Below are 20648 nucleotides of genomic sequence, written 5' to 3' on the forward strand. Positions count from 1 at the left end.
TAACAGGCTTGTTTATGCCCCATATAAACAGGTCTTGAACTGGAGAATTTTCTTGCAGCTGCCGGAATTAATTGAAAAGACCGTCACCGGTCTGGGCTATGAGCTGGTTGATGTCGAACGGGCCGAGCGCGGACTGCTGCGCGTGTTTATCGATTTCACCGCCGAAGATGCCGAAGAAAAAGGTCCCATCACCGTAGAAGATTGCGCCACGGTCAGTCACCAGCTGTCGCACGTGCTGACGGTCGAGAACGTGCCTTACGAGCGTCTCGAAATTTCGTCGCCGGGCCTGGACCGGCCGTTGCGCAAGCTGTCGGATTATGTCCGTTTTGCCGGTTGCGAAGCAGTGATCAAGCTGCGCGCGGCCATGCCGGGTACGAACAACCGGAAATCGTTCACGGGGGTCCTGCTGGAACCCGAGGGCGAGAAATTGTCGTTGGAATTTGAAAGCAATGAAGGTCCGGCGCAGTTGGAATTTACGCTCGCCGATGTGGATAAGGCACGTTTGGTGCCACAGGTGGATTTTAAGGGACGCAAAGCATGAGTCGCGAAGTTTTGTTATTGGTAGACGCGCTGGCGCGTGAAAAGAACGTCGATAAGGATGTGGTTTTCGGCGCACTGGAATTCGCGTTGGCGCAGGCCACGAAGAAACGCTATGAGGGTGAAGTTGACATCCGCGTTTCGATCGACCGCGAGTCGGGTGAGTTCGAATCCTTCCGTCGCTGGCACGTGGTGCCGGATGAGGCGGGCCTGCAGCTGCCGGACCAGGAAATCCTGCACTTCGAAGCCAAAGAGCAGATCGCCGACATCGAAGTGGACGACTACATCGAAGAGCCGATTGAATCGGTGGAATTCGGCCGCCGCTTTGCGCAGGACACCAAGCAAGTGGTGCTGCAGCGCGTGCGCGACGCCGAGCGCGAACAGATTCTGGCAGACTTCCTGGAGCGCGGCGATTCGCTGGTCACCGGCACCATCAAGCGCATGGAGCGCGGCGATGCGATCGTCGAATCCGGCAAGATCGAAGCGCGCCTGCCGCGCGACCAGATGATCCCGAAAGAGAATCTGCGCATTGGCGACCGCGTGCGTGCCTACATCCTGCGCGTCGACCGCAATATGCGCGGCCCGCAAGTGATCCTGTCGCGCACCGCGCCAGAGTTCATCATGAAGCTGTTCGAACTGGAAGTGCCGGAAATCGAACAAGGCATGCTGGAAATTAAATCGGCGGCGCGCGACGCCGGCGTGCGCGCCAAGATCGCGGTGTACACCGCCGACAAGCGTATCGACCCGATCGGTACCTGCGTCGGCATGCGCGGTTCGCGCGTGCAGGCCGTGACCGGCGAGCTGGGCGGCGAGCGCGTGGACATCGTGCTGTGGTCGGAAGATCCGGCGCAGTTCGTGATCGGCGCGCTGGCGCCGGCTAACGTGTCGTCGATCGTGGTGGACGAAGAGAAGCACGCCATGGACGTGGTGGTGGACGAGGAAAACCTGGCCATCGCCATCGGCCGTTCGGGCCAGAACGTGCGTCTGGCATCGGACCTGACCGGCTGGAAGATCAACATCATGACGGCCGAGGAATCGGCCGACAAGGCAGCCCAGGAAACCGCCGCGATCCGCGCGCTGTTCATGGAAAAACTGGACGTCGACCAGGAAGTGGCCGACATCCTGGTGGAAGAAGGCTTTGCCAGCCTGGAAGAAATCGCTTACGTGCCGATCTCCGAAATGCTGGAGATCGAATCGTTTGACGAAGATACCGTCAACGAACTGCGCACCCGCGCCCGTGACGCCCTGGTGACCGAAGCCATCGCTTCGGAAGAGGGCCTGGAGGGCATGGATGAGGCGCTGGTCGGTCTGGAAGGCATGGACCGCATCACCGCCGGCAAGCTGGGCCTGGCTGGTATCAAAACGGTAGAAGCATTTGCCGGCCTGGCTTATGACGAGTTCGGCGCCATCCTGGCCCTGTCGTCTGACCGCGCACGTGCACTGATTACGAGTGAATTTGAAGATGTGACCGACGATGAGATGAAGTTGGTTGATGCGAAGTACGACGACCGTGCCAAGGCGCTGCAAGCCAAGGCCTGGAGTCTGACTGAATCTGCAAAGGCTTAATTTGATTATCTTTATCATCTCCGCGACACATAGAAAAGAGGACTGAATGGCGAGTAACAACGTAGCCCAATTTGCCACCGAACTGAAGATGCCTGCAGACTTGCTGCTGACGCAGCTGCGTTCTGCCGGCGTCGAGAAAGTGTCGGCGTCAGATCCATTGTCGAAAGAGGATAAGGATAAGCTGCTCGATCACCTGCGCCGCACCCATGGCGCCGGTGCTGAAGAGAAGAAGAAAATTACGCTGACGCGCAAGGAAACCACCGAGATCAAGCAGGCCGACGCCAATGGCAAGGCCCGCACCATCCAGGTCGCCGTCAAGAAAACGCGTACCTTCGTGCAGCGCGACGAACCGCTGACCACCACCGCGGCCGCGCCGGCCGCGCCGGTGATCGACGCGGCCGAAGTCGCCCGCCGCGAAGAAGAGGCCCGCAAGCAGGCCGAACTGATCGCACGTCAGGAAGCGGAACTGCGCGAGAAGCAGGAGCGTCTGGCCAAGCTGGAAGCGGACAAAGCCGCCCAGGCCAAGGCCACCGCCGAAGCGCAAGCCGCCGCCCAGCGCGAAGCCGAGGAAGAGGCGAAGAAAGCCGCGGCCGCCAAGGCCGCCGCTGCCGCCGCACCTGCCGCGCCAGCCGTGGACAGCGCGGCGGAAGAAGCGAAGAAAAAAGCCGCTGCCGACGAAGCCAAAAAGAAGGCCGCTGCCGCCGCCAAGGAAGCCGCTGAACAAGCCGCTGCCACCGAGCGCGCACGCCAGGCCGTGGCCGATGAAGTGGCGCAGATCAAGGCCATGATGAACGCGCCACGCCGCGCCATCAAGGCGCCTGAGCCGGCACCGGCGCCAGCCAAGCCGAAAGTGGCCGAAGGCACGCTGCACAAACCGGCCACCGCCGCCAATGCCGCCAAGCCGGGCGAGAAGAAAGATGACAAGAAGCCAGCCGTGGGCGGCGCCGACAAGAAGTCGATCAAATCGGCCAATGTCTCGTCGACCTGGCAGGACGACGCCAAGAAGCGCGGCGCGCCGGGCGGCAGCAAGGGCCGTGGCGGCAACGCCGGCGCTGGCGCCAGCACCGGCCGCGACAGCTGGCGCGGTGGCAAGGGTGGCCGTCGCCATCACCAGTCGGAAGAACGCGAAACCAACTTCCAGGCGCCAACCGAAGCCATCGTCAAGGATGTGCACGTGCCTGAAACCATCACCGTGGCCGAACTGGCGCACAAGATGTCGGTCAAGGCCTCCGAGGTCATCAAGCAGCTGATGAAGCTGGGCCAGATGTGCACCATCAACCAGGTGCTGGACCAGGAAACCGCGATGATCGTGGTGGAAGAAATGGGCCACAAGGCCCACGCCGCCGAAGTCGATGATCCGGAAGCGATCCTGGCCGACCAGGGCGAGCACGCGCACTACGAAGCGGTGCCGCGCGCGCCGGTGGTGACCGTCATGGGTCACGTCGACCACGGCAAGACCTCGCTGCTGGACTACATCCGCCGCGCCAAAGTGGCGTCGGGCGAAGCTGGCGGCATTACCCAGCACATCGGCGCCTACCACGTGGAAACGCCACGCGGCATCGTCACCTTCCTCGATACGCCGGGCCACGAAGCCTTTACGGCGATGCGTGCCCGCGGTGCGAAAGCGACCGACATCGTGATCCTGGTGGTGGCGGCCGACGACGGCGTGATGCCGCAAACCAAGGAGGCGATCGCTCACGCGAAAGCCGCCGGCGTGCCGCTGGTGGTGGCGATCAACAAGATCGATAAACCGGGCGGCAACGTCGACCGTGTGACGCAAGAGCTGGTCGCTGAAAGCGTGGTGCCGGAAGAATACGGTGGCGAATCGCCATTCGTGCCGGTATCGGCCAAGACCGGTGAAGGCATCGACAACCTGCTGGAGCAAGTGCTGCTGCAAGCCGAGGTGCTGGAATTGAAAGCGCCGGTCGATGCGCCGGCACGCGGCCTGATCGTTGAGGGCCGTCTGGACAAGGGCAAGGGTCCGGTGGCCACCATTCTGGTGCAGTCCGGTACGCTGAAGCGCGGCGACGTGGTGCTGGCCGGTTCGTCCTATGGCCGCGTGCGCGCCATGCTGGACGAGAACGGCAAGCCGATCGCGGAAGCCGGTCCTTCGATCCCGGTCGAAATCCAGGGCCTGACCGAAGTGCCGCAAGCCGGTGAAGAGGTCATGGTCATGGCGGATGAGCGTAAAGCCCGCGAGATCGGCCTGTTCCGTCAAGGTAAGTTCCGCGACGTCAAGCTGGCCAAGCAGCAGGCGGCGAAACTGGAAAACATGTTCGACCAGATGGCCGAGGGCGAGGTGAAGAACCTGCCGCTGATCATCAAGACCGACGTGCAGGGTTCGCAGGAAGCGCTGGTGGGCTCGCTGCAGAAGCTGTCGACCTCGGAAGTGCGCGTTCAGGTGGTGCACGCCGCCGTCGGCGGCATCACCGAATCGGACGTCAACCTGGCAGTCGCTTCGAAGGCGGTCATCATCGGCTTCAACGCCCGTGCCGACGCCCAGGCGCGCAAGCTGGCCGAGTCGAACGGCGTGGACATCCGCTACTACAACATCATCTACGACGCGATCGAAGAGGTGAAGGCAGCACTGTCCGGCATGCTGGCGCCAGAGAAACGCGAAACCATCACCGGTCAGGTGGAAGTGCGCCAGGTCATCCTGGTGTCCAAGGTCGGCGCGATTGCCGGCTGCCTGGTCACCGATGGCGTGGTCAAGCGTACCTCGTCGGTCCGCCTGCTGCGCAACAACATCGTGGTGTGGACTGGCGAGATCGACTCGCTCAAACGCTTCAAGGACGACGCGAAAGAAGTGCGCGCCGGTCTGGAGTGCGGCCTGTCGCTGAAGAACTACAACGACATCCAGGTGGGTGACACGTTGGAAGTGTTCGAAGTGCAGGAAATCGCGCGTACCCTGTAACTACGGGTAGCACAGCAGCATCTGGTAAAGTGGACGGGCCTGCCCGTCCACTTGCCGTTTATGGAATCATCATGGCAAAACATAGCAAAAACATCCCCCAGCGCGGCCAGCGCGTGGCCGATCAGATCCAGAAAGATTTGTCCGAACTGATCGCCTTTGAATTGAAAGACCCGCGCGTCGGCATGATCACGCTGGCGGAAGTACAGCTGACCCCGGACTACGCGCACGCCAAAATCTACTTCACCATGCTGAAGGACGATGCCGAGACCGTGAAGAACACGCTGGCCGGCCTGAACGCCGCGTCCGGCTACCTGCGCAACCAGCTGGGCAAGCGCCTGCACATCCACACGCTGCCGCAGCTGCACTTCGTGCACGACACCTCGGCCGCGCGCGGCATGGCGATGTCGGCGCTGATCGACCAGGCCAATTCGACCCGTTCGCTGGACGACGGCCAGGAATAAGCACGCGTTCTATGGGCTCCGGCTTTCGCCGGAGCGACGTCATCCCGGCGCACGCCGGGATCCATGCTGAAGTGAATATGAAGCAAACTCATCCAAAAAAAGTCCGCGACCTGGTGGACGGCGTGCTGCTGCTCGACAAGCCGGTCGGCTTGTCCAGTAACGACGCCCTGATCAAGGTCAAGCGCGTGCTGAACGCCAGGAAGGCCGGCCACACCGGCACGCTGGACCCGTTCGCCACCGGCCTGCTGCCGCTGTGCTTTGGCGAAGCCACCAAGTTCTCGCAGGACTTGCTGGAAGCCGACAAGACCTACGACACCACCGTCCACCTCGGCCAGACCACCGACACCGGCGACACCGAAGGCCAGGTGCTGGCAACGCGCGAGGTCAACGTCACGCTGGAGCAGATCCATGCCGTGCTGGCGCAGTTCCGCGGCCCCATCAAGCAGGTGCCGCCGATGTATTCGGCGCTCAAGCGCGACGGCAAGCCACTGTACGAATATGCGCGCGAAGGCATCACGCTGGAGCGTGAAGCGCGCGACGTGGTGATCCACAAGCTGGAACTGCTTGCGTATGAGGCGCCGTTCCTCAAGCTGTCGGTCACGTGCAGCAAGGGCACTTACATCCGCGTGCTGGGCGAGGACATCGGCCGGGCATTGGGCTGCGGCGCGCATCTGAACGCACTGCGCCGCACGCAGGTGGGCGCGCTGACCACGGAGCGCATGATCACGCTGGATGAACTGGCCGCGCACGCAGCGCCGCTGTCGCTGCTGTCGCCGGTCGATGCACTGCTGTCCAGCTTCCCGGCGGTGCAGCTCAATGCCGAGCTGGCCAAGCGCTTCCTCAACGGCCAGCGCCTGCCGCTGGGCAAGGAACCGTCGATTGCCGTGCCCCGCGAGCAGGGCAGGGTGCGCGTCTACCTCGACCACAAGTTGCTGGGCACCGCCATCCTGGGCGAATACAGCATCCTGGCGCCCGAACGATTAATCGCATTTACGCCCCAATAAAGCGATAAAGTTGCATCGCAACATGCTATACTAGAGGGCTTCGTGTACCTCGAAGGTACTCACTCGCAGTTTTTCCGCACATATACAACCATGTCTAATACTAAACGCGCAATTCGCAATATTGCAATCATCGCCCACGTTGACCACGGCAAAACCACCCTGGTTGACCAACTGCTGCGCCAGTCCGGCACCTTCCGCGAAAACCAGGCGGTCGATACCCGCGTGATGGACTCGAACGACCTCGAAAAAGAGCGCGGCATTACGATTCTGTCGAAGAACTGCGCGGTTGAGTACGAAGGCACCCACATCAACATCGTCGACACCCCGGGCCACGCCGACTTCGGCGGCGAGGTGGAGCGTGTGCTGTCGATGGTGGACTCGGTGCTGCTGCTGGTGGATGCGCAGGAAGGCCCGATGCCGCAGACCCGTTTCGTGACCCGCAAGGCGCTGGCCCTGGGCCTGAAGCCGATCGTGGTGGTCAACAAGATCGACCGTCCGGGCGCGCGCGCTGACTGGGCGATCAACCAGACCTTCGAACTGTTCGACAAACTGGGCGCCACCGACGAGCAGCTGGACTTCCCGATTGTGTACGCCTCGGGCCTGAACGGCTACGCCGGCCTGGACGAGTCCGTGCGCGGCGGCGACATGAAGCCGCTGTTCGAAGCCATCCTGAAATACGTGCCAGTGCGTGACGACAATCCGGACGGCCCGCTGCAGATGCAGATCACCTCGCTGGACTACTCGTCCTACGTCGGCAAGATCGGTATCGGCCGCGTGTCGCGCGGTCGCGTGCGCGCCGGCCAGGACGTGATCTTCATGAACGGCCCGGACGACACCCCGACCAAAGGCCGCATCAACCAGGTGCTGAACTTCAAGGGCCTGGAGCGCGTGCTGGTGGATGAAGCCGTTGCCGGCGACATTATCCTGATCAACGGTATCGAAGACATCGGCATCGGTTCGACCATCTGCGCACCGGACACCCCGGACGCGCTGCCGATGCTGACTGTCGACGAACCAACCCTGACCATGAACTTCATGGTCAACACCTCGCCGCTGGCTGGCCGCGAAGGTAAATTCGTGACCTCGCGCCAGCTGCGCGACCGTCTGGAAAAAGAACTGAAATCGAACGTGGCGCTGCGCGTGCTGCCAACCGACGACGACACCATCTTTGAAGTGTCGGGCCGTGGCGAGCTGCACCTGACCATTCTGCTGGAAAACATGCGTCGTGAAGGCTTCGAGCTGGCCGTATCGCGTCCGCGCGTGGTGTTCAAGATGGTGGACGGCGTGCGTGAAGAGCCGTACGAAATGCTGTCGGTGGACGTGGAAGAAGCCAACCAGGGCGGCGTCATGGAAGAACTGGGCCGCCGCCGCGGCGACCTGCAAAACATGGAATCGGACGGCAAAGGCCGTGTGCGTCTGGAATACCGCATTCCTGCGCGCGGTCTGATCGGCTTCCAGGGCGAATTCATGACCCTGACCCGTGGTACCGGCCTGATGTCGCACGTGTTTGACGCGTACGCCCCGGTCGACACCTCGAAAGGCGAACTGGCTGGCCGTCGCAACGGCGTGCTGATCTCGCAAGACGACGGCAACGCGGTGGCTTACGCCCTGTGGAAGCTGCAAGACCGCGGCCGCATGTTCGTTGAGCACAACACCCCGGTGTACGAAGGCATGATCATCGGTATCCACTCGCGCGACAACGACCTGGTGGTGAACCCGATCAAGGGCAAGCAGCTGACCAACGTGCGCGCCTCGGGTACTGACGAAGCGGTGCGCCTGGTGCCGCCAATTCAGATGTCGCTGGAATACGCGGTGGAATTCATCGAAGACGACGAACTGGTGGAAATCACCCCGAAATCGATCCGTCTGCGCAAGCGCTACCTGAAAGAGCACGAGCGCAAGAAAGCGTCGCGCGAAGGCGCGTAAGCCCGCGCTCGCCAGAGCAGAAAGCCGCCTTCGGGCGGCTTTTTTCATTTGCCTTTTCCTTGCCGCTGGGGTACTTTTGTGCGAGGCAGCATAAACGCATCGGAGGATCACGTGAATTGGCTCGTTAATCCCTTCAACCTTGCCCAGCAGGCAACCGACTACTGGATCGACGCCACCCAGCGTTCCATCCTGTTCCTGGACGTGCTGCGTCAGCGCGGCGACGAGCGCAATCACCGCGCCGAACAGACCGCGCCCCACGTCCTGACTTTCCAGTTTGAAGTGGTGATGGATGGCCGTCACCTCGAACGTCCCGTCAACTACGGCCTGCTGCACATCCTGCAGCCGGATGGCATTGCGCCCGATCCCACCAAGCGCCCCTTCATCGTGTTCGATCCGCGCGCCGGCCATGGTCCGGGCATCGGCGGCATGAAGCATGACAGTGAAATCGGCGTGGTGCTGAAGGCCGGCCATCCTTGCTATTTCGTCGGCTTCTTGCCGCATCCGGTGCCGGGCCAGACCATCGAGGATGTGTGCCGCGCCGAGGCGCAGTTCATCGCCAAGGTGGCCGCGCTGCATCCGCAAGCGGACGGCAAGCCTGCGCTGATCGGCAACTGCCAGGCCGGCTGGCAAATCATGATGACCAGCGCCTTGAATCCCGATCTGGTGGGGCCGCTGGTGCTGGCCGGCGCGCCGCTGTCGTACTGGGCCGGCGTGCGCGGCAAGAATCCGCTGCGCTACCTGGGCGGCATTCTCGGCGGCACCTGGATGACGGCGCTGGCGGGCGACCTCGGCAACGGCATCTTCGATGGCGCGCAACTGGTCGCCAATTTTGAGAAGATGAATCCGTCCAACACCTTCTGGACCAAGAACTACAACGTCTACGCCAAGATCGATACCGAAGCGCAGCGCTTCCTGGAGTTTGAGAAATGGTGGGGCAATCCGGTGCTGCTGAATGCCGGCGAGATGCAGTACATCGCCGACTCGCTGTTCGTCGGCAACCGCCTGAGCGACGCAGCGCTGCTGGACAGCGCCGGCCACCGCATCGACCTGCGCAACATCAAATCGCCGATCGTGGTGTTCTGCTCGTGGGGCGATGACATCACGCCGCCGCAGCAGGCGCTGGGCTGGGTGCTGGATCTGTACGAGGACGATGCGGCGCTGGTCGCCGGCGGCCAGACCATCATCTATTCCATGCACCAGAGCATAGGCCACCTGGGCATCTTCGTGTCGGCCTCGGTGGCCAACAAGGAGCACGAGGAATTCACGGCCGCCATGGACATGATCGACATCATGCCGCCCGGCCTGTACGAAGCGGTGTTCCTCGACAAGGACGAAGAGATGCTACAGGCCGAGATCGCTTCCGGCGACCTGGCGGCCGGCGATTACGTGATGCGCTTCGAGCGCCGCAACCTCGATGCGCTGCGCGCGCTGGGCGGCAACGACGTGGAAGACGAGCGCCGCTTCGCCACCGTGGCGCGCGTTTCGGAAATCAACAAGGGCCTGTACCAGACGTTCGCCAGCCCGTTCGTGAAAGCGATGGTGACGGAAGCCAGTGCAGAGCGCCTGCGCGAAGCGCATCCGCTGCGCCTGCGCTACACCGCGTTCTCCAGTAAGAACCCGCTGCTGAACCAGATCCCGGCGCTGGCCGAGAAGGTGCGCGCCGAGCGCCGCCCGGTGGGCAAGGACAATGTGTTCCTGCAGATGCAGGAAGCGTGGTCCAAACAGATCGTCGATGCGCTGGACCGCTATCGCGATGTGCGTGACCAGGCCACGGAAAATATCTTCCTCAGCGTGTATGGCTCGCCGCTGCTGCAGGCGCTGGTGGGCCTGAGCACGGATGGCGGCAAGCCGCGCCGCATCGGCCGCGACATCGCGCGCGAGGCGGCCATCAACGCCAGCCGCGCGGCACTGGCGCTGCGCACGAAGGAGGGCGGTGTCACCGAGGGCATCATCCGCGCGCTGCTGTACATTTTCCGCAGTCCGGAGATGAGCGCGGCCGACGAACGCGCCTTTGCGGCGATCCGCCAACTGCATCTGCGCACCTCGGACGACAAGGTCATGAACATCACGCTGTTGAAGAAGATGCTGCGCGAGCAGTATCTGATGCTGCAGGTGAACGAGGAAGCGGCGCTGGCCGACCTGCCGCTGCTGCTGCCGGAAGAACCGGAAGCGCGCCAGCAGGCGCTGGGCATCGTGCGTCAGGTGGCGGGCGCCACCGGCACGCTGGTGGGCGAGGCGGCCGCGCGGCTGGAGCGCGTCGCCACCATCTTCGGTCCGCAGGCGCCGACGCTGGCGGTGGTGCGCAAGAAGAAGGGCAGCACGCCTTCCGCTGCCTAGAGCTTCTTCTGCATGAAGACGCTGAGCGGATCGTCCGGATAATCGCCGTACGGTCCGCAGCGCTCAAAGCCGTGGCGCGTGTAGAGCGCCAGCGCTTCTGGATTGTCCGGGCCGGTCTCCAGCACCATCTGCGGGCAGCCGGCCTGGCGCGCCGTGTGTTCCAGCAAGTCCATCAACTGGCGCGCCGTGCCGGTCCCGCGCGCGGCAGGGCGCACGTACATGCGCTTGATTTCACCGTACGCTGCACTCAGCACAATGGCGCCGCAGCCGACCGCCGCGCCTTGGGCGTCGCGCGCGACCGCGAAGCGGATATTCGGCTGCAGCAGCGTCTGCACGTCCAGCGCGTAGACGGCTTCCGGCGGGTACAGCGCCAGCAGATAGGTGTCCAGTTCGGCAATCAGTGCGTGCACGTCGGGCTGGTCGGGCGTTTCAAAGGCGATCGGCATGATATGTCATTTTGTTGGATGATTAATCCAGTATAATGGATTTCATGGACATCAATCAACTCATCGCCAGCCGCGTGCTGGCACTGCGCACGGCGCGCGGCTTGTCGCTGGCGGCCTTGGCCGAGCGCAGCGGCGTCAGCCGTTCCAATATTTCCCTGATCGAGCGCGGCGAGAGCAGCGCCACCGCCACCGTGCTGGACAAGCTGGCCGGCGCGCTGGGCGTGACCCTGGCCACGCTGTTTGCCGCCGAAGAAGAGGCGCCGTCGCCGCTGCGCACGCGCGCCCAACAGCCGGTGTGGACCGATCCTGCCTCTGGTTACACGCGGCGCCAGCTGTCGCCCGGCGTACGCTCGCCGTTGCAGATGGTGGAGGTGGAATTTCCGCCGGGCCGGCGCGTGTCCTATGACCATCCCGCGCACAGTGCCGACATCCACCAGCAAGTGTGGCTGCTGGAAGGCACGCTGATCGTGACCGCCGGCGAACAGCAGTGGCAGCTGCAGACCGGCGACTGCGTCGCCTTCCGTGAAGGGCAGCACATTGCCTACGAAAACCCCGGAACCGTTCCTGCCCGCTACCTGGTGGGCCTGGTCACTTTGCCCTTGTCGGGCACCTTGGCGTAACCCCCCCCCCGCCTGGATACCGACCAGCCATAGCGATTAGATACAAGGGCAGTCTCACGTTATTGGAAATACTATGAGGTGTGGGCAAACGCTTGCTGTAGTATCTGGGGAAGCTGCCACTTGCTCTTACATTTCGTATGCGGCCGCTGGCTTGTAAAAGGAGGTCCCATGCCAAGCCAAATCTACCGAGGCCATCGCGTTAGCGTGGAACATGACGAGCGTGGCGGTGACGGCGTTCACCGCATCGAGATTTTCAGTGGCAGCTCGGGCGACTTACGGCATGCAGAGTTGGCGTCTATAGCTTGTGGCAATTCACTGGCCGACGCTAACGACGCTTGCTTTCAATGGGCCCGGGAGTGGATCGAACAACATCCAAGCCCTTGGCCCTTCAGCGCTCGCCAGGACAATGGAGCCCGACATTGAAAAACAATCCTTCGTTTACCACGATTGAGCTCCGGCATCTTTTGCAATTGAGCGCAGAACTGTTGACTACCACCGAGCCGCTGGATGCATTGCACAGCACTGGCGCCGGTATATCGCGATTGTTTCATCCGGGTGGGCTGGTCATCCTGGTGGTTGGCGATGATGATGATGCGCTGGCTATTGAATTTGACGGGGAAGGCCGGCGGCGCAAATTAGGTTATCATCCCGGCCTGTGCGAGTTAGCGCAGCAACTTGTGCATGGTGCGGAGCCGGCGCCTGTCGAGGCCTCCAGTGAGAACAGGTATGTATGGGGAAAATTCCCATACCCGAGCGGTGGAGGAATTGTCCTTGTTTCCTGGCCTAACACTGTGCATACCAAAATTGTGTCATCGGCGCAGGCGATCGTGAAGGATGTGGCCGAGCTGACTGGCGCTGTCATGAGCAAATTTCATGGCCAGGCGCGCCTGCAACGGGAGGTGGCCGATCACACTCAAGCGCTGGTTGCCAGCAACTCCGCTCATGCGCTTGAATTAAACCGACGCGATAAAGCGGAGCATTCGCTTCGGCTGCTTTCCTTCACAGACGAGCTCACTGGACTGAACAATCGGCGCGGTTTTTTTCTCGATGCTGAACGCAGCTTTCAAATTGCTCAGCGCCAGCGGATGCAATGTGCGGTCATATTTGCCGACGTGGACAATCTCAAGGTCGTCAATGACCAGCGGGGGCACGACGTCGGGGATCAGCTGATCCGCGACGCCGCCGCGGTGCTCAGGGAATCGTTTCGCAAGGCCGATGTCATCGCACGTTTGGGCGGCGATGAGTTCGCGGCGTTTACGGTCGCAGATGATTGTCCGGACCGGATTGTGGAACGGCTCTGCGCGCGGGTGGAGGATTTCAACCGCGCCCAGCCGGATCATGCCTATGAGGTGGCGCTCAGCACCGGCATAGTTCGATGTGATCCTGATTCGAACATGAGCCTGGCAGACTACCTGCTGGAGGCGGATAAAGCCATGTACGCTGTCAAGGCCGAACGCCGAGGTAAAAGCAAGGCCTATGTAGCTGAGAAGTAATCCCTATCCGTCCGGGAAATGCGGCGACGGGGACAAGCCCCAGCAGACAGCCGCGTGTCCCATCCTGGCGCCGCCGGTGCCCGCGAACCCCCACCGATTCGCTGTATAATGACGGCCCCGATCAATTCCCGTAGTGGCCATCATGACCATCCTCACCTCGCCGACCGCCGACCAAGCCGCTGTAGTGCCAGGCCGCCGCCTGTCCGTCGCGCCGATGATGGACTGGACCGACCGCCACTGCCGCGTGTTCCATCGCCACATCAGCAAGCACACCTGGCTGTACACGGAGATGGTGACCACCGGCGCGCTGGTGTATGGCGACGTCGAGCGCCACCTGCGCTTCAACGAGGAAGAGCATCCGGTGGCGCTGCAGCTGGGCGGCAGCGATCCGGCCGACCTGGCCACCAGCGCCAGGCTGGGCGAGAAGTGGGGCTATGACGAGATCAACCTGAATTGCGGCTGCCCATCCGAGCGCGTGCAGAAAGGCGCGTTTGGCGCCTGCCTGATGGCCGAGCCGCAACTGGTGGCCGATTGCGTGAAAGCCATGCGCGACGCCGTGTCGATCGACGTCACCGTCAAGCACCGCATCGGCATCGATGCTGTGCAAAGCTATGACTTCGTGCGTGACTTCGTCGGCAAGGTGGCCGAGGCCGGTTGCACGACCTTCATCGTGCACGCGCGCAACGCTATCCTGAAAGGCTTGTCGCCCAAGGAAAACCGCGAGATCCCGCCGCTCAAGTACGAGTACGCCTACCAGCTCAAGCGCGATTTTCCTGACTTCGAAATCATTATCAACGGCGGCATCAAGACCGAAGCCGAGATCGACGCGCACCTGCAACACCTGGACGGCGTGATGCTGGGCCGCGAGGCCTATCACAACCCGTTCATGATGGCCAATTTCGACCAGCGCTATTACGGCGACAGTCGTGCGCCGAAAACCCGCGAGCAAGTGCTGGAAGCCATGATTCCCTACATTCAGGCGCAACTGGCGCAGTATGGCCCGCTCGGCCTGAAGCTCAATTCCATTACCCGCCACATGCTGGGCATCATGACCGGCTTGCCCGGCGCCCGCGCCTTCCGCCAGACCTTGTCGGATTCCAAAAAGCTCGCCACCGGCGACGCCCACCTGTTGCTGGAAGCGGCAGCGCGTCTACGTATTACTGCGTAGAACTTCCTCTTTTTTGCAAACAATCCACGGGACTGTCGGGATTTCCCTACAGAAAGTTCGTTTGCGTATTTTTGAGGCAGTAATTGCTTGCTTTGAGGCAAAATTTGCATCTATAATTCCTGAATATACACACATATCCACCGTCTTTCGTGGTGTATCGCGGTCCAAAAACCACATGCTGGCTGCTGGTGGAGCTGCAAATTTTTGCATTCGCAGTCATTGTTTGCTACTGTCATAGCTTATTACTTAGCAGCAAGGGTTTTGTTTGGCTGGCACCCCACAAGACGTGTCATCCACGGCAACTTCATCAACAGAGTCACTAAAGAAGAAGACGAAATGAATTTAGCAAAAATGAAAGTCGGTACGCGCCTGGGCCTCGGATTCGCCCTGGTGCTGATATTCCTGGTGGCGGTGACTGCCGTGGGTATTGTGCGCATGGCGCAAATCCAGGACCGTCTGGACCACGTGATCAGCGTGAACAACGTCGTCTCCCGCCTGGTGGTCGACATGCGTAACAACGTTGCCGAGCGCATCAACTCGTTGCGCGTGCTGACCATGATCGCCGATCCGGCCGACATGGAAGCGGACATGAACCGCATCAAGGAACTGGCCGGCAAATACGCCGATTTCCAGAACAAATTGACTGCGCAATTCTCGAAGGAAGCCACGGCTGAAGAAAAAGCGCTGCTGGCCACCGTCAAGGAAAGCGAAGCGCTGGCCATGCCGGCCATCGCCAAGGCCTCGGAACTGTGGCTGGCCAGCAAGCCGGAAGAAGCCACCCGCGTGCTGGTGAAGGAAATCCGTCCTGCGCAGAAAAAATGGATGACCGCCCTGGAGCAACTGGGCGCGCTGGAAGACAAGATGAATGCCCAGATGCAGGTGGATGCCGCCAACGGCTTCTCCAGCGCCCGCACCTTCATGATTGTGATGGGTCTGCTGGCGGTGGCGATCTCGGTGGCCGCTGCACTGGTCATCACCCGCGGCCTGCTGAAGCAGCTGGGCGGCGAGCCTGATTACACCGCCTCGATCGCTGGCAGCATCGCCAACGGCGACCTGTCGATCTCGATCGACACCGCGGGCGCCGCCAAGGACAGCCTGGTATCGGAAATGCGCGAAATGCGCGACAGCCTGCGCGACATCGTCAGCCAGGTGCGCACCGGCACCGAAACTATCGGCACCGCCTCGCGCGAAATCGCCGCCGGCAACGTCGACCTGTCGTCGCGTACTGAAATGCAGGCGTCGTCGCTGGAAAAAACCGCGTCGGCCATGGATGAGCTGACCTCGACCGTGAAACAAAACGCCGACAACGCCCGTGAAGCCAACCAGCTGGCCTCGGCCGCTTCGGACGTGGCAATTCGCGGCGGCCAGGTGGTGTCGGAAGTGGTCGATACCATGAGCTCGATCGATGCATCGGCCAAGAAGATTGTGGACATCATCGGCGTGATCGATGGCATCGCCTTCCAGACCAACATCCTGGCGCTGAACGCGGCAGTGGAAGCGGCCCGTGCTGGCGAGCAAGGCCGCGGTTTCGCGGTGGTGGCATCGGAAGTGCGTAACCTGGCCCAGCGCAGCGCCGCTGCCGCCAAGGAAATCAAGGCCCTGATCGATGACTCGGTCGAGAAGGTCGGCGCCGGCACCAAGCTGGTCGGCCAGGCCGGTGTGACCATGGACGAGGTGGTGTCCTCGGTCCGTCGCGTGACCGACATCATGAGTGAAATCGCCAACGCCAGCCAGGAACAGAGCGCTGGTATTGCCCAGGTCAACCAGTCCATCATCGAGATGGACAGCATGACCCAACAGAATGCCGCGCTGGTGGAAGAAGCCGCCGCAGCAGCACAGAGCTTGCAAGATCAGGCCGGCGAGCTGGCTCGCGTGGTCAGCATCTTCAAGCTGGTGGAAGGTGAAGAACGCGCCGCGATTGCTGCGCCAGCATTTGCCGCCAAGGCAGCCGTGGTCAAGCCGATCACTGCCGCCCGCGCTCCCGTGAAGAAGCTGGCCGCCAAGCCAGCGCCGGCACCGGCAGCCAAACCGAAAAAAGTCGCCGCAGCCTCCACGGCCGGCAGCGATGAGTGGGAAGAGTTTTAAGCAGTTCTGACAATTTGCCGCAGTCTGCCGTCCGCCCTTGTGGACATATGGCCCGCTGTGGAGTTCGTTTAACCAGTTGTTAATAACAATTTATTGGGAAATCGCATTATGAACAAGTCTGTATTCGCCGCCGTCATCCTGTCCGTTGCTTCGACCGCCTTCGCCGGTGAAGTGCCAGCCTCGCTGAGCGACAAAAACTGCAAAGCGGAATATCCAAAAGCCTCGCTGATGAACGAAGAGCAAGGTGACGTGACCATGGCCTTCCTGGTCGGCACCGACGGCAGCGTGGTGGAATCCAAAGTTGAAAAATCGAGCGGCTTCAAAAACCTCGACAAGGCAGCCCTGAAAGCACTGAGCGCCTGCAAATTCAAGCCAGGCACCAAAGATGGCGCCGTGGCTCAGACCTGGACCAAGGTCGACTATAGCTGGAAGCTGTAATTAGTCTCAACCGGGCCATGCCCCTGCATGGCCTGCATGCCGGATCGTACTTACACTTTGGGGAAATCAGATGTCTACAAATAAGCGTTGGTTGAGTGTGGTTGCAGCAGTGCTCGTGTCGAGCGCCCCGGCAGTATTTGCCGCCGAAGTTCCGGCGTCGTTCGATGCCAAGAACTGCAAAGCTGAATACCCGAAAGCGTCCCTGATGAATGAAGAGCAGGGCACGGTATCGATGTCCTTCCTGGTCAAGCCGGATGGCAGCGTGGCTGATTCCAAAGTCGAGAAGTCGAGCGGCTTCAAGAATCTGGACAAGGCCGCCATCAAGGCCCTGAGCGCCTGCAAATTCAAGCCAGGCACCAAGGATGGCGCGCCAGCGGAAACCTGGACCAAGGTCGACTACGCCTGGAAACTGGACTGATCCGGCATTCCCCCGACAAAAAAGGAACCGCGCGCGGTTCCTTTTTTTTTTCGGTTGTTTAGCGAGTGTAATAAACTGTAATGGCTAGCGAATCGCGCCGCGCTTCCTTATATAGTACGATCTGGAATGAGGAGAACCGCCATGAAAACCATCGTTGTTGCAGTTGCCGCGCTGGCGGCGCTGACTGGCTGCGCGACGCAGCGTCCCGCTTACTACACGCAGACGCGGGTACAGAATCCCTATGAATGGCATACCGTCGAGGTGCTGCCGGCCGGCGCGCAAGTGCAGTCCGGCACCTGGACTGAGGAATTGCCGCCGTCGCGCGTGACCTACAGCACGCAGCCGAGCTATACCACCACGACCACCTACGTCAGTCAGCCGGTGTATTACGCGCCGGCGCCGGTCTACTATGCGCCGGCGCCCGCCTATTATTACCCGCCGGTATCGATCGGCCTCGACTTTTCGTTTGGCCGCTGGTGCTGTGGCAGCCGCTGGGGCGGACGCGGTTATTACCGCCATCGCTGAGACGGCTGAAGGCAAAAAAATCCCGCTGGCGCCTTGGGCGCAGCGGGATTTTTTCATGGCGGGCGGGTTAGCGCAGCACGTAGATCGAAGCCTTGCTCAGCACGTTTTCCGAGCACAGCTCGTAAGCGGAAGCGCCAGCCAGGGTAATCAGCAAGGCGCCAAATGCAATGTGTAGATAGCGTGCCATGACGGGCTCCTGGAGAGAGGGGAGTGGAATGACTCCAGCATAGTCCAGGGGCCCCGCTTGCGGCATCAGCCAAACGTCCGACGCCATGTAGGACTAATGCCCGTCTTCTATCTTTTTAACAACTTACTTCTTCCACAGCGTGACCGGGCCGGCCGGCGCGGTATCCATGGCGTTGGCGCGTTGCAGCCACTGCTCCAGGCGCTCCGGTTGCTTGAGGTGGATGCCCATGCCATCGATGATGCCGATTTGCTCCAGCATGTTGGCGTTGAGCTTGGCCTTGGACACGGTCGGCGCACCCATCACCATGCGGTCGTAGGCTTTGCGGGCCTTGTTTTCCCACTTGTGCAGGCTGGTCTCGTCGAAGCGGTTGCTTTCGAAATACACGGTCAGGGTGCCGTCCGGATTGCCGAAGCCGACAATGCCGGCGCCGAGGCGGATATTGGCATTGTTGGCGGCATCAAAGGACTCGGTGGGAACGAACACGGCGGCGCGGCCGTCGGTGTCAGGGCGGCCTACGGGCGTATCTTTGCCGTAAGTACTGACTTCAGTAACGGATTTATCTTGTGACATAGACTTATACGAATCAGGCGGAAAGCAGAGGTGTGGCGGGCTTGCATGGGAATGCAAACGACCATTCTATTGTAGCGTTAACGTAGTTCCAAGGGGCAATATCCCGGCGCAAAAAGTTGTAACTGCGCGGGGTTAAAGATAGCGCGTGGCGGTAACCATGGTGCCGATCAGGACAAGGGTAAAGCCCGCCATGCGCCACGTCATCTGGTACATCATCTTCGCGAGATCCGCTTTGGTGGCGAAGTTTTGCTGATTGCTGGCAAGCAGGTCGATTTTACCGTTGATGACCGCCAGCGCCTCCTTGGTCTCGCCGCTCAGAACGGCTAAATCCTCCTTGGTGGCGTAATTGGACTCGATAAGCTTCACGGTAAATGCGAGGTCGGTGAGTGGAGCGGCGTTGGATTCGGTGTTGGTGCCCATAACGTGATCCTCGGGCTGGTCCGATTGATTGTCAAGCAAGCTCTTGGGGCGCATGGCGGCCTCCTCAGAGAGTCTGGAGTCAGCGTAGCCCTCTGACCTGCATGGCGCTAGAGCTGCATCAAATGTGCGGGCTTGAAAATGCAAAAAGCCCAGTCTCAGACTGGGCTTTTTACTTAATTCTTGGGGTGGCTGATGGGGCTCGAACCCACGACAACAGGAATCACAATCCTGGACTCTACCAACTGAGCTACAGCCACCGCTGTTTTGTTATTCAGCTAGTGCTGAACAACGAGCCAGAATTATACAAGCGCGTTTCGATTCCTGCAAATTTAATTGCAGCATTTTTTCAAAAACGGCAGATTGGTCTAAACATCAACCTTTTCCACCATCGGCTTCAGGCCCAGCAGATCAGCAAAGGCTTGCGCCAGGGCGCCGGCGTCGCCGGTGGTGTAGCCGCGCAGCGTGGCCGCCTGATCGCCGCCGGGATGCAGCAGCTCGCCGGCTTCCAGCAGGCGGCCCAACTGGCGCGCCACCGCATCGCCGGTATCGATCAATGTGACATCGTCGCGCTGATGCGCGTGCAGCACGCGCTCGATGCCGCTGCGGACGAAAGGATAGTGCGTGCAGCCCAGCACCAGCGTATCGGCGCCTTGCTCCAGCAGCGGCGCCACATAGCGTTCCAGCATGGCGCCAATCTGCGGCGCATCGAGATCGCCTTTTTCAATTTCATCGACCAGACCCACGGCCGGCTGCAGCAGGAACTCCGCGCGCGTGGCCGCGCTGATCTGCTCGCGCAGCTGCAGGAACTTGTCGCCCTTGAGCGTGCGCGCCGTCGCCAGCACGCCGACCTTGCCGTTGCGGGTGGCCGCGGCTGCCGGCTTGAGGCCAGGCTCGACGCCAACCACCGGCAATTCCGGATAACGCGCGCGCACCGCCTTGATGGCGGCCACCGTGGCGGTATTGCAGGCCACCACCAGCGCCTTGGCGCCGTGCGCCAACAGATAATCCGTCACCGCCAGCGCGCGCATGACGACATATTCTTCCGTCTTGTCGCCATACGGCGCATGGCCGGAATCGGCAAAGTACATCAGGTGTTCGTTCGGATACTGCGCGCGGATATGGCGCAGCACCGACAGCCCGCCCACGCCGGAATCAAAGACGCCGATGGGGGCGCCGGGAGAGCGGGCGATATGCATCAGGCAGTCACAACTGGCACGTTCAGCTGCTCGATGCGGGCCTTCCATTCCGCCGGACCGGTGTTGTGCACCGAAGTGCCTTGCGAATCCACCGCCACCGTGACCGGCATGTCGACCACTTCAAACTCGTAGATCGCTTCCATGCCCATGTCGGCAAAGCCCAGCACTTTCGATTGCTTGATGGCCTTCGACACCAGGTAAGCCGAACCACCCACCGCCATCAGGTACGCCGACTGGTGCTTCTTGATCGACTCGATCGCGGCAGGGCCGCGCTCGGCCTTGCCGATCATCGCGATCAGGCCGGTTTTTTCCAGCATCATGTCGGTGAACTTGTCCA

The 20648-nt window shown here is 61.4% G+C and carries 19 protein-coding genes and 1 tRNA gene; 14 read left to right on the forward strand and 6 right to left on the reverse strand.

All coding sequences use genetic code 11. The features are described 5' to 3' along the window. Window positions 1–52: 52 nt before the first annotated feature. The 7 genes from rimP to ABDW57_RS11410 all read left to right on the forward strand — a co-directional run bounded on the left by rimP (window position 53) and on the right by ABDW57_RS11410 (window position 10745). Window positions 53–541, forward strand: a complete 489-nt coding sequence (gene rimP, locus ABDW57_RS11380) for a ribosome maturation factor RimP (protein ID WP_343730312.1) — start codon at window positions 53–55, stop codon at window positions 539–541. Continuing rightward, window positions 538–2103: a transcription termination factor NusA gene (nusA, locus tag ABDW57_RS11385; RefSeq protein WP_179674602.1), complete on the forward strand. Its 1566-nt coding sequence runs from the start codon at window positions 538–540 to the stop codon at window positions 2101–2103. The genes rimP and nusA overlap by 4 nt, the downstream gene beginning before the upstream one ends. Before the next feature lie 46 nt (window positions 2104–2149). Then, window positions 2150–5017: a translation initiation factor IF-2 gene (gene infB / locus ABDW57_RS11390; protein WP_343730313.1), complete on the forward strand. Its 2868-nt coding sequence runs from the start codon at window positions 2150–2152 to the stop codon at window positions 5015–5017. Between the two features lie 71 nt (window positions 5018–5088). Next, complete coding sequence (rbfA, locus tag ABDW57_RS11395; protein ID WP_155463506.1) at window positions 5089–5478, forward strand: 30S ribosome-binding factor RbfA; 390 nt, start codon at window positions 5089–5091, stop codon at window positions 5476–5478. A 77-nt stretch (window positions 5479–5555) separates the two neighbouring features. Next, the gene (truB, locus tag ABDW57_RS11400; protein WP_343730314.1) at window positions 5556–6482 is read left to right on the forward strand and encodes a tRNA pseudouridine(55) synthase TruB; all 927 of its coding nucleotides are present in this window, start codon (window positions 5556–5558) and stop codon (window positions 6480–6482) included. Window positions 6483–6572: 90 nt separating this feature from the next. Beyond that, complete coding sequence (gene typA / locus ABDW57_RS11405) at window positions 6573–8408, forward strand: translational GTPase TypA (protein WP_343730315.1); 1836 nt, start codon at window positions 6573–6575, stop codon at window positions 8406–8408. 111 nt (window positions 8409–8519) lie between these two features. Beyond that, on the forward strand, window positions 8520–10745 hold the full coding sequence (locus ABDW57_RS11410; RefSeq protein ID WP_343730316.1) for a DUF3141 domain-containing protein: 2226 nt from the start codon (window positions 8520–8522) through the stop codon (window positions 10743–10745). Here ABDW57_RS11410 and ABDW57_RS11415 read toward each other — a convergent pair. Then, window positions 10742–11191 (reverse strand): GNAT family N-acetyltransferase, encoded by a 450-nt coding sequence (locus ABDW57_RS11415; protein ID WP_343730317.1) that lies wholly within the window; start codon window positions 11189–11191, stop codon window positions 10742–10744. The two genes, ABDW57_RS11410 and ABDW57_RS11415, sit on opposite strands and share 4 nt — an antisense overlap. Before the next feature lie 44 nt (window positions 11192–11235). On the opposite strand from ABDW57_RS11415, the gene ABDW57_RS11420 reads away from it, so the two are divergent. From ABDW57_RS11420 to ABDW57_RS11450, 7 genes are all read left to right on the forward strand, one after another. After that, window positions 11236–11811 carry an XRE family transcriptional regulator gene (locus tag ABDW57_RS11420; protein WP_343730318.1) on the forward strand — a complete coding sequence of 192 codons (576 nt, stop codon included), beginning with the start codon at window positions 11236–11238 and terminating at the stop codon, window positions 11809–11811. 419 nt (window positions 11812–12230) lie between these two features. Beyond that, window positions 12231–13304 (forward strand): GGDEF domain-containing protein, encoded by a 1074-nt coding sequence (locus ABDW57_RS11425; protein WP_343730319.1) that lies wholly within the window; start codon window positions 12231–12233, stop codon window positions 13302–13304. Between the two features lie 142 nt (window positions 13305–13446). Continuing rightward, window positions 13447–14472 (forward strand): tRNA dihydrouridine(20/20a) synthase DusA, encoded by a 1026-nt coding sequence (gene dusA / locus ABDW57_RS11430; RefSeq protein WP_343730320.1) that lies wholly within the window; start codon window positions 13447–13449, stop codon window positions 14470–14472. A gap of 336 nt (window positions 14473–14808) precedes the next feature. Then, a complete protein-coding gene (locus ABDW57_RS11435; protein WP_343730321.1) occupies window positions 14809–16557 on the forward strand; it encodes a methyl-accepting chemotaxis protein in 1749 nt (582 codons plus the stop codon). Window positions 16558–16665: 108 nt separating this feature from the next. Further along, the gene (locus ABDW57_RS11440) at window positions 16666–16995 is read left to right on the forward strand and encodes an energy transducer TonB (protein ID WP_161012221.1); all 330 of its coding nucleotides are present in this window, start codon (window positions 16666–16668) and stop codon (window positions 16993–16995) included. Window positions 16996–17065: 70 nt separating this feature from the next. Continuing rightward, window positions 17066–17413, forward strand: coding sequence for an energy transducer TonB (locus tag ABDW57_RS11445; protein ID WP_343730322.1), 348 nt, complete (start codon window positions 17066–17068; stop codon window positions 17411–17413). Between the two features lie 141 nt (window positions 17414–17554). Further along, window positions 17555–17938 carry a hypothetical protein gene (locus ABDW57_RS11450; protein ID WP_343730323.1) on the forward strand — a complete coding sequence of 128 codons (384 nt, stop codon included), beginning with the start codon at window positions 17555–17557 and terminating at the stop codon, window positions 17936–17938. A gap of 310 nt (window positions 17939–18248) precedes the next feature. On the opposite strand, the gene ABDW57_RS11455 is transcribed toward ABDW57_RS11450, so the two are convergent. From ABDW57_RS11455 to ABDW57_RS11475, 5 genes are all read right to left on the reverse strand, one after another. Beyond that, window positions 18249–18695, reverse strand: coding sequence for a hypothetical protein (locus tag ABDW57_RS11455; RefSeq protein WP_343730324.1), 447 nt, complete (start codon window positions 18693–18695; stop codon window positions 18249–18251). A 132-nt stretch (window positions 18696–18827) separates the two neighbouring features. Next, window positions 18828–19169, reverse strand: a complete 342-nt coding sequence (locus ABDW57_RS11460) for a hypothetical protein (RefSeq protein WP_343730325.1) — start codon at window positions 19167–19169, stop codon at window positions 18828–18830. 127 nt (window positions 19170–19296) lie between these two features. Further along, a tRNA-His gene (locus ABDW57_RS11465) sits at window positions 19297–19372 on the reverse strand. A gap of 108 nt (window positions 19373–19480) precedes the next feature. Continuing rightward, a complete protein-coding gene (gene murI, locus ABDW57_RS11470; protein WP_343730326.1) occupies window positions 19481–20311 on the reverse strand; it encodes a glutamate racemase in 831 nt (276 codons plus the stop codon). Continuing rightward, window positions 20311–20648: fumarate hydratase C-terminal domain-containing protein (locus ABDW57_RS11475; protein WP_343730327.1), on the reverse strand; the 338-nt coding region annotated here is incomplete at its 5' end. The genes murI and ABDW57_RS11475, both read right to left, overlap by 1 nt.

The organism is Duganella sp. (assembly GCF_039595735.1).
In the GTDB taxonomy this organism is placed as follows: Bacteria; Pseudomonadota; Gammaproteobacteria; order Burkholderiales; family Burkholderiaceae_D; genus Rugamonas.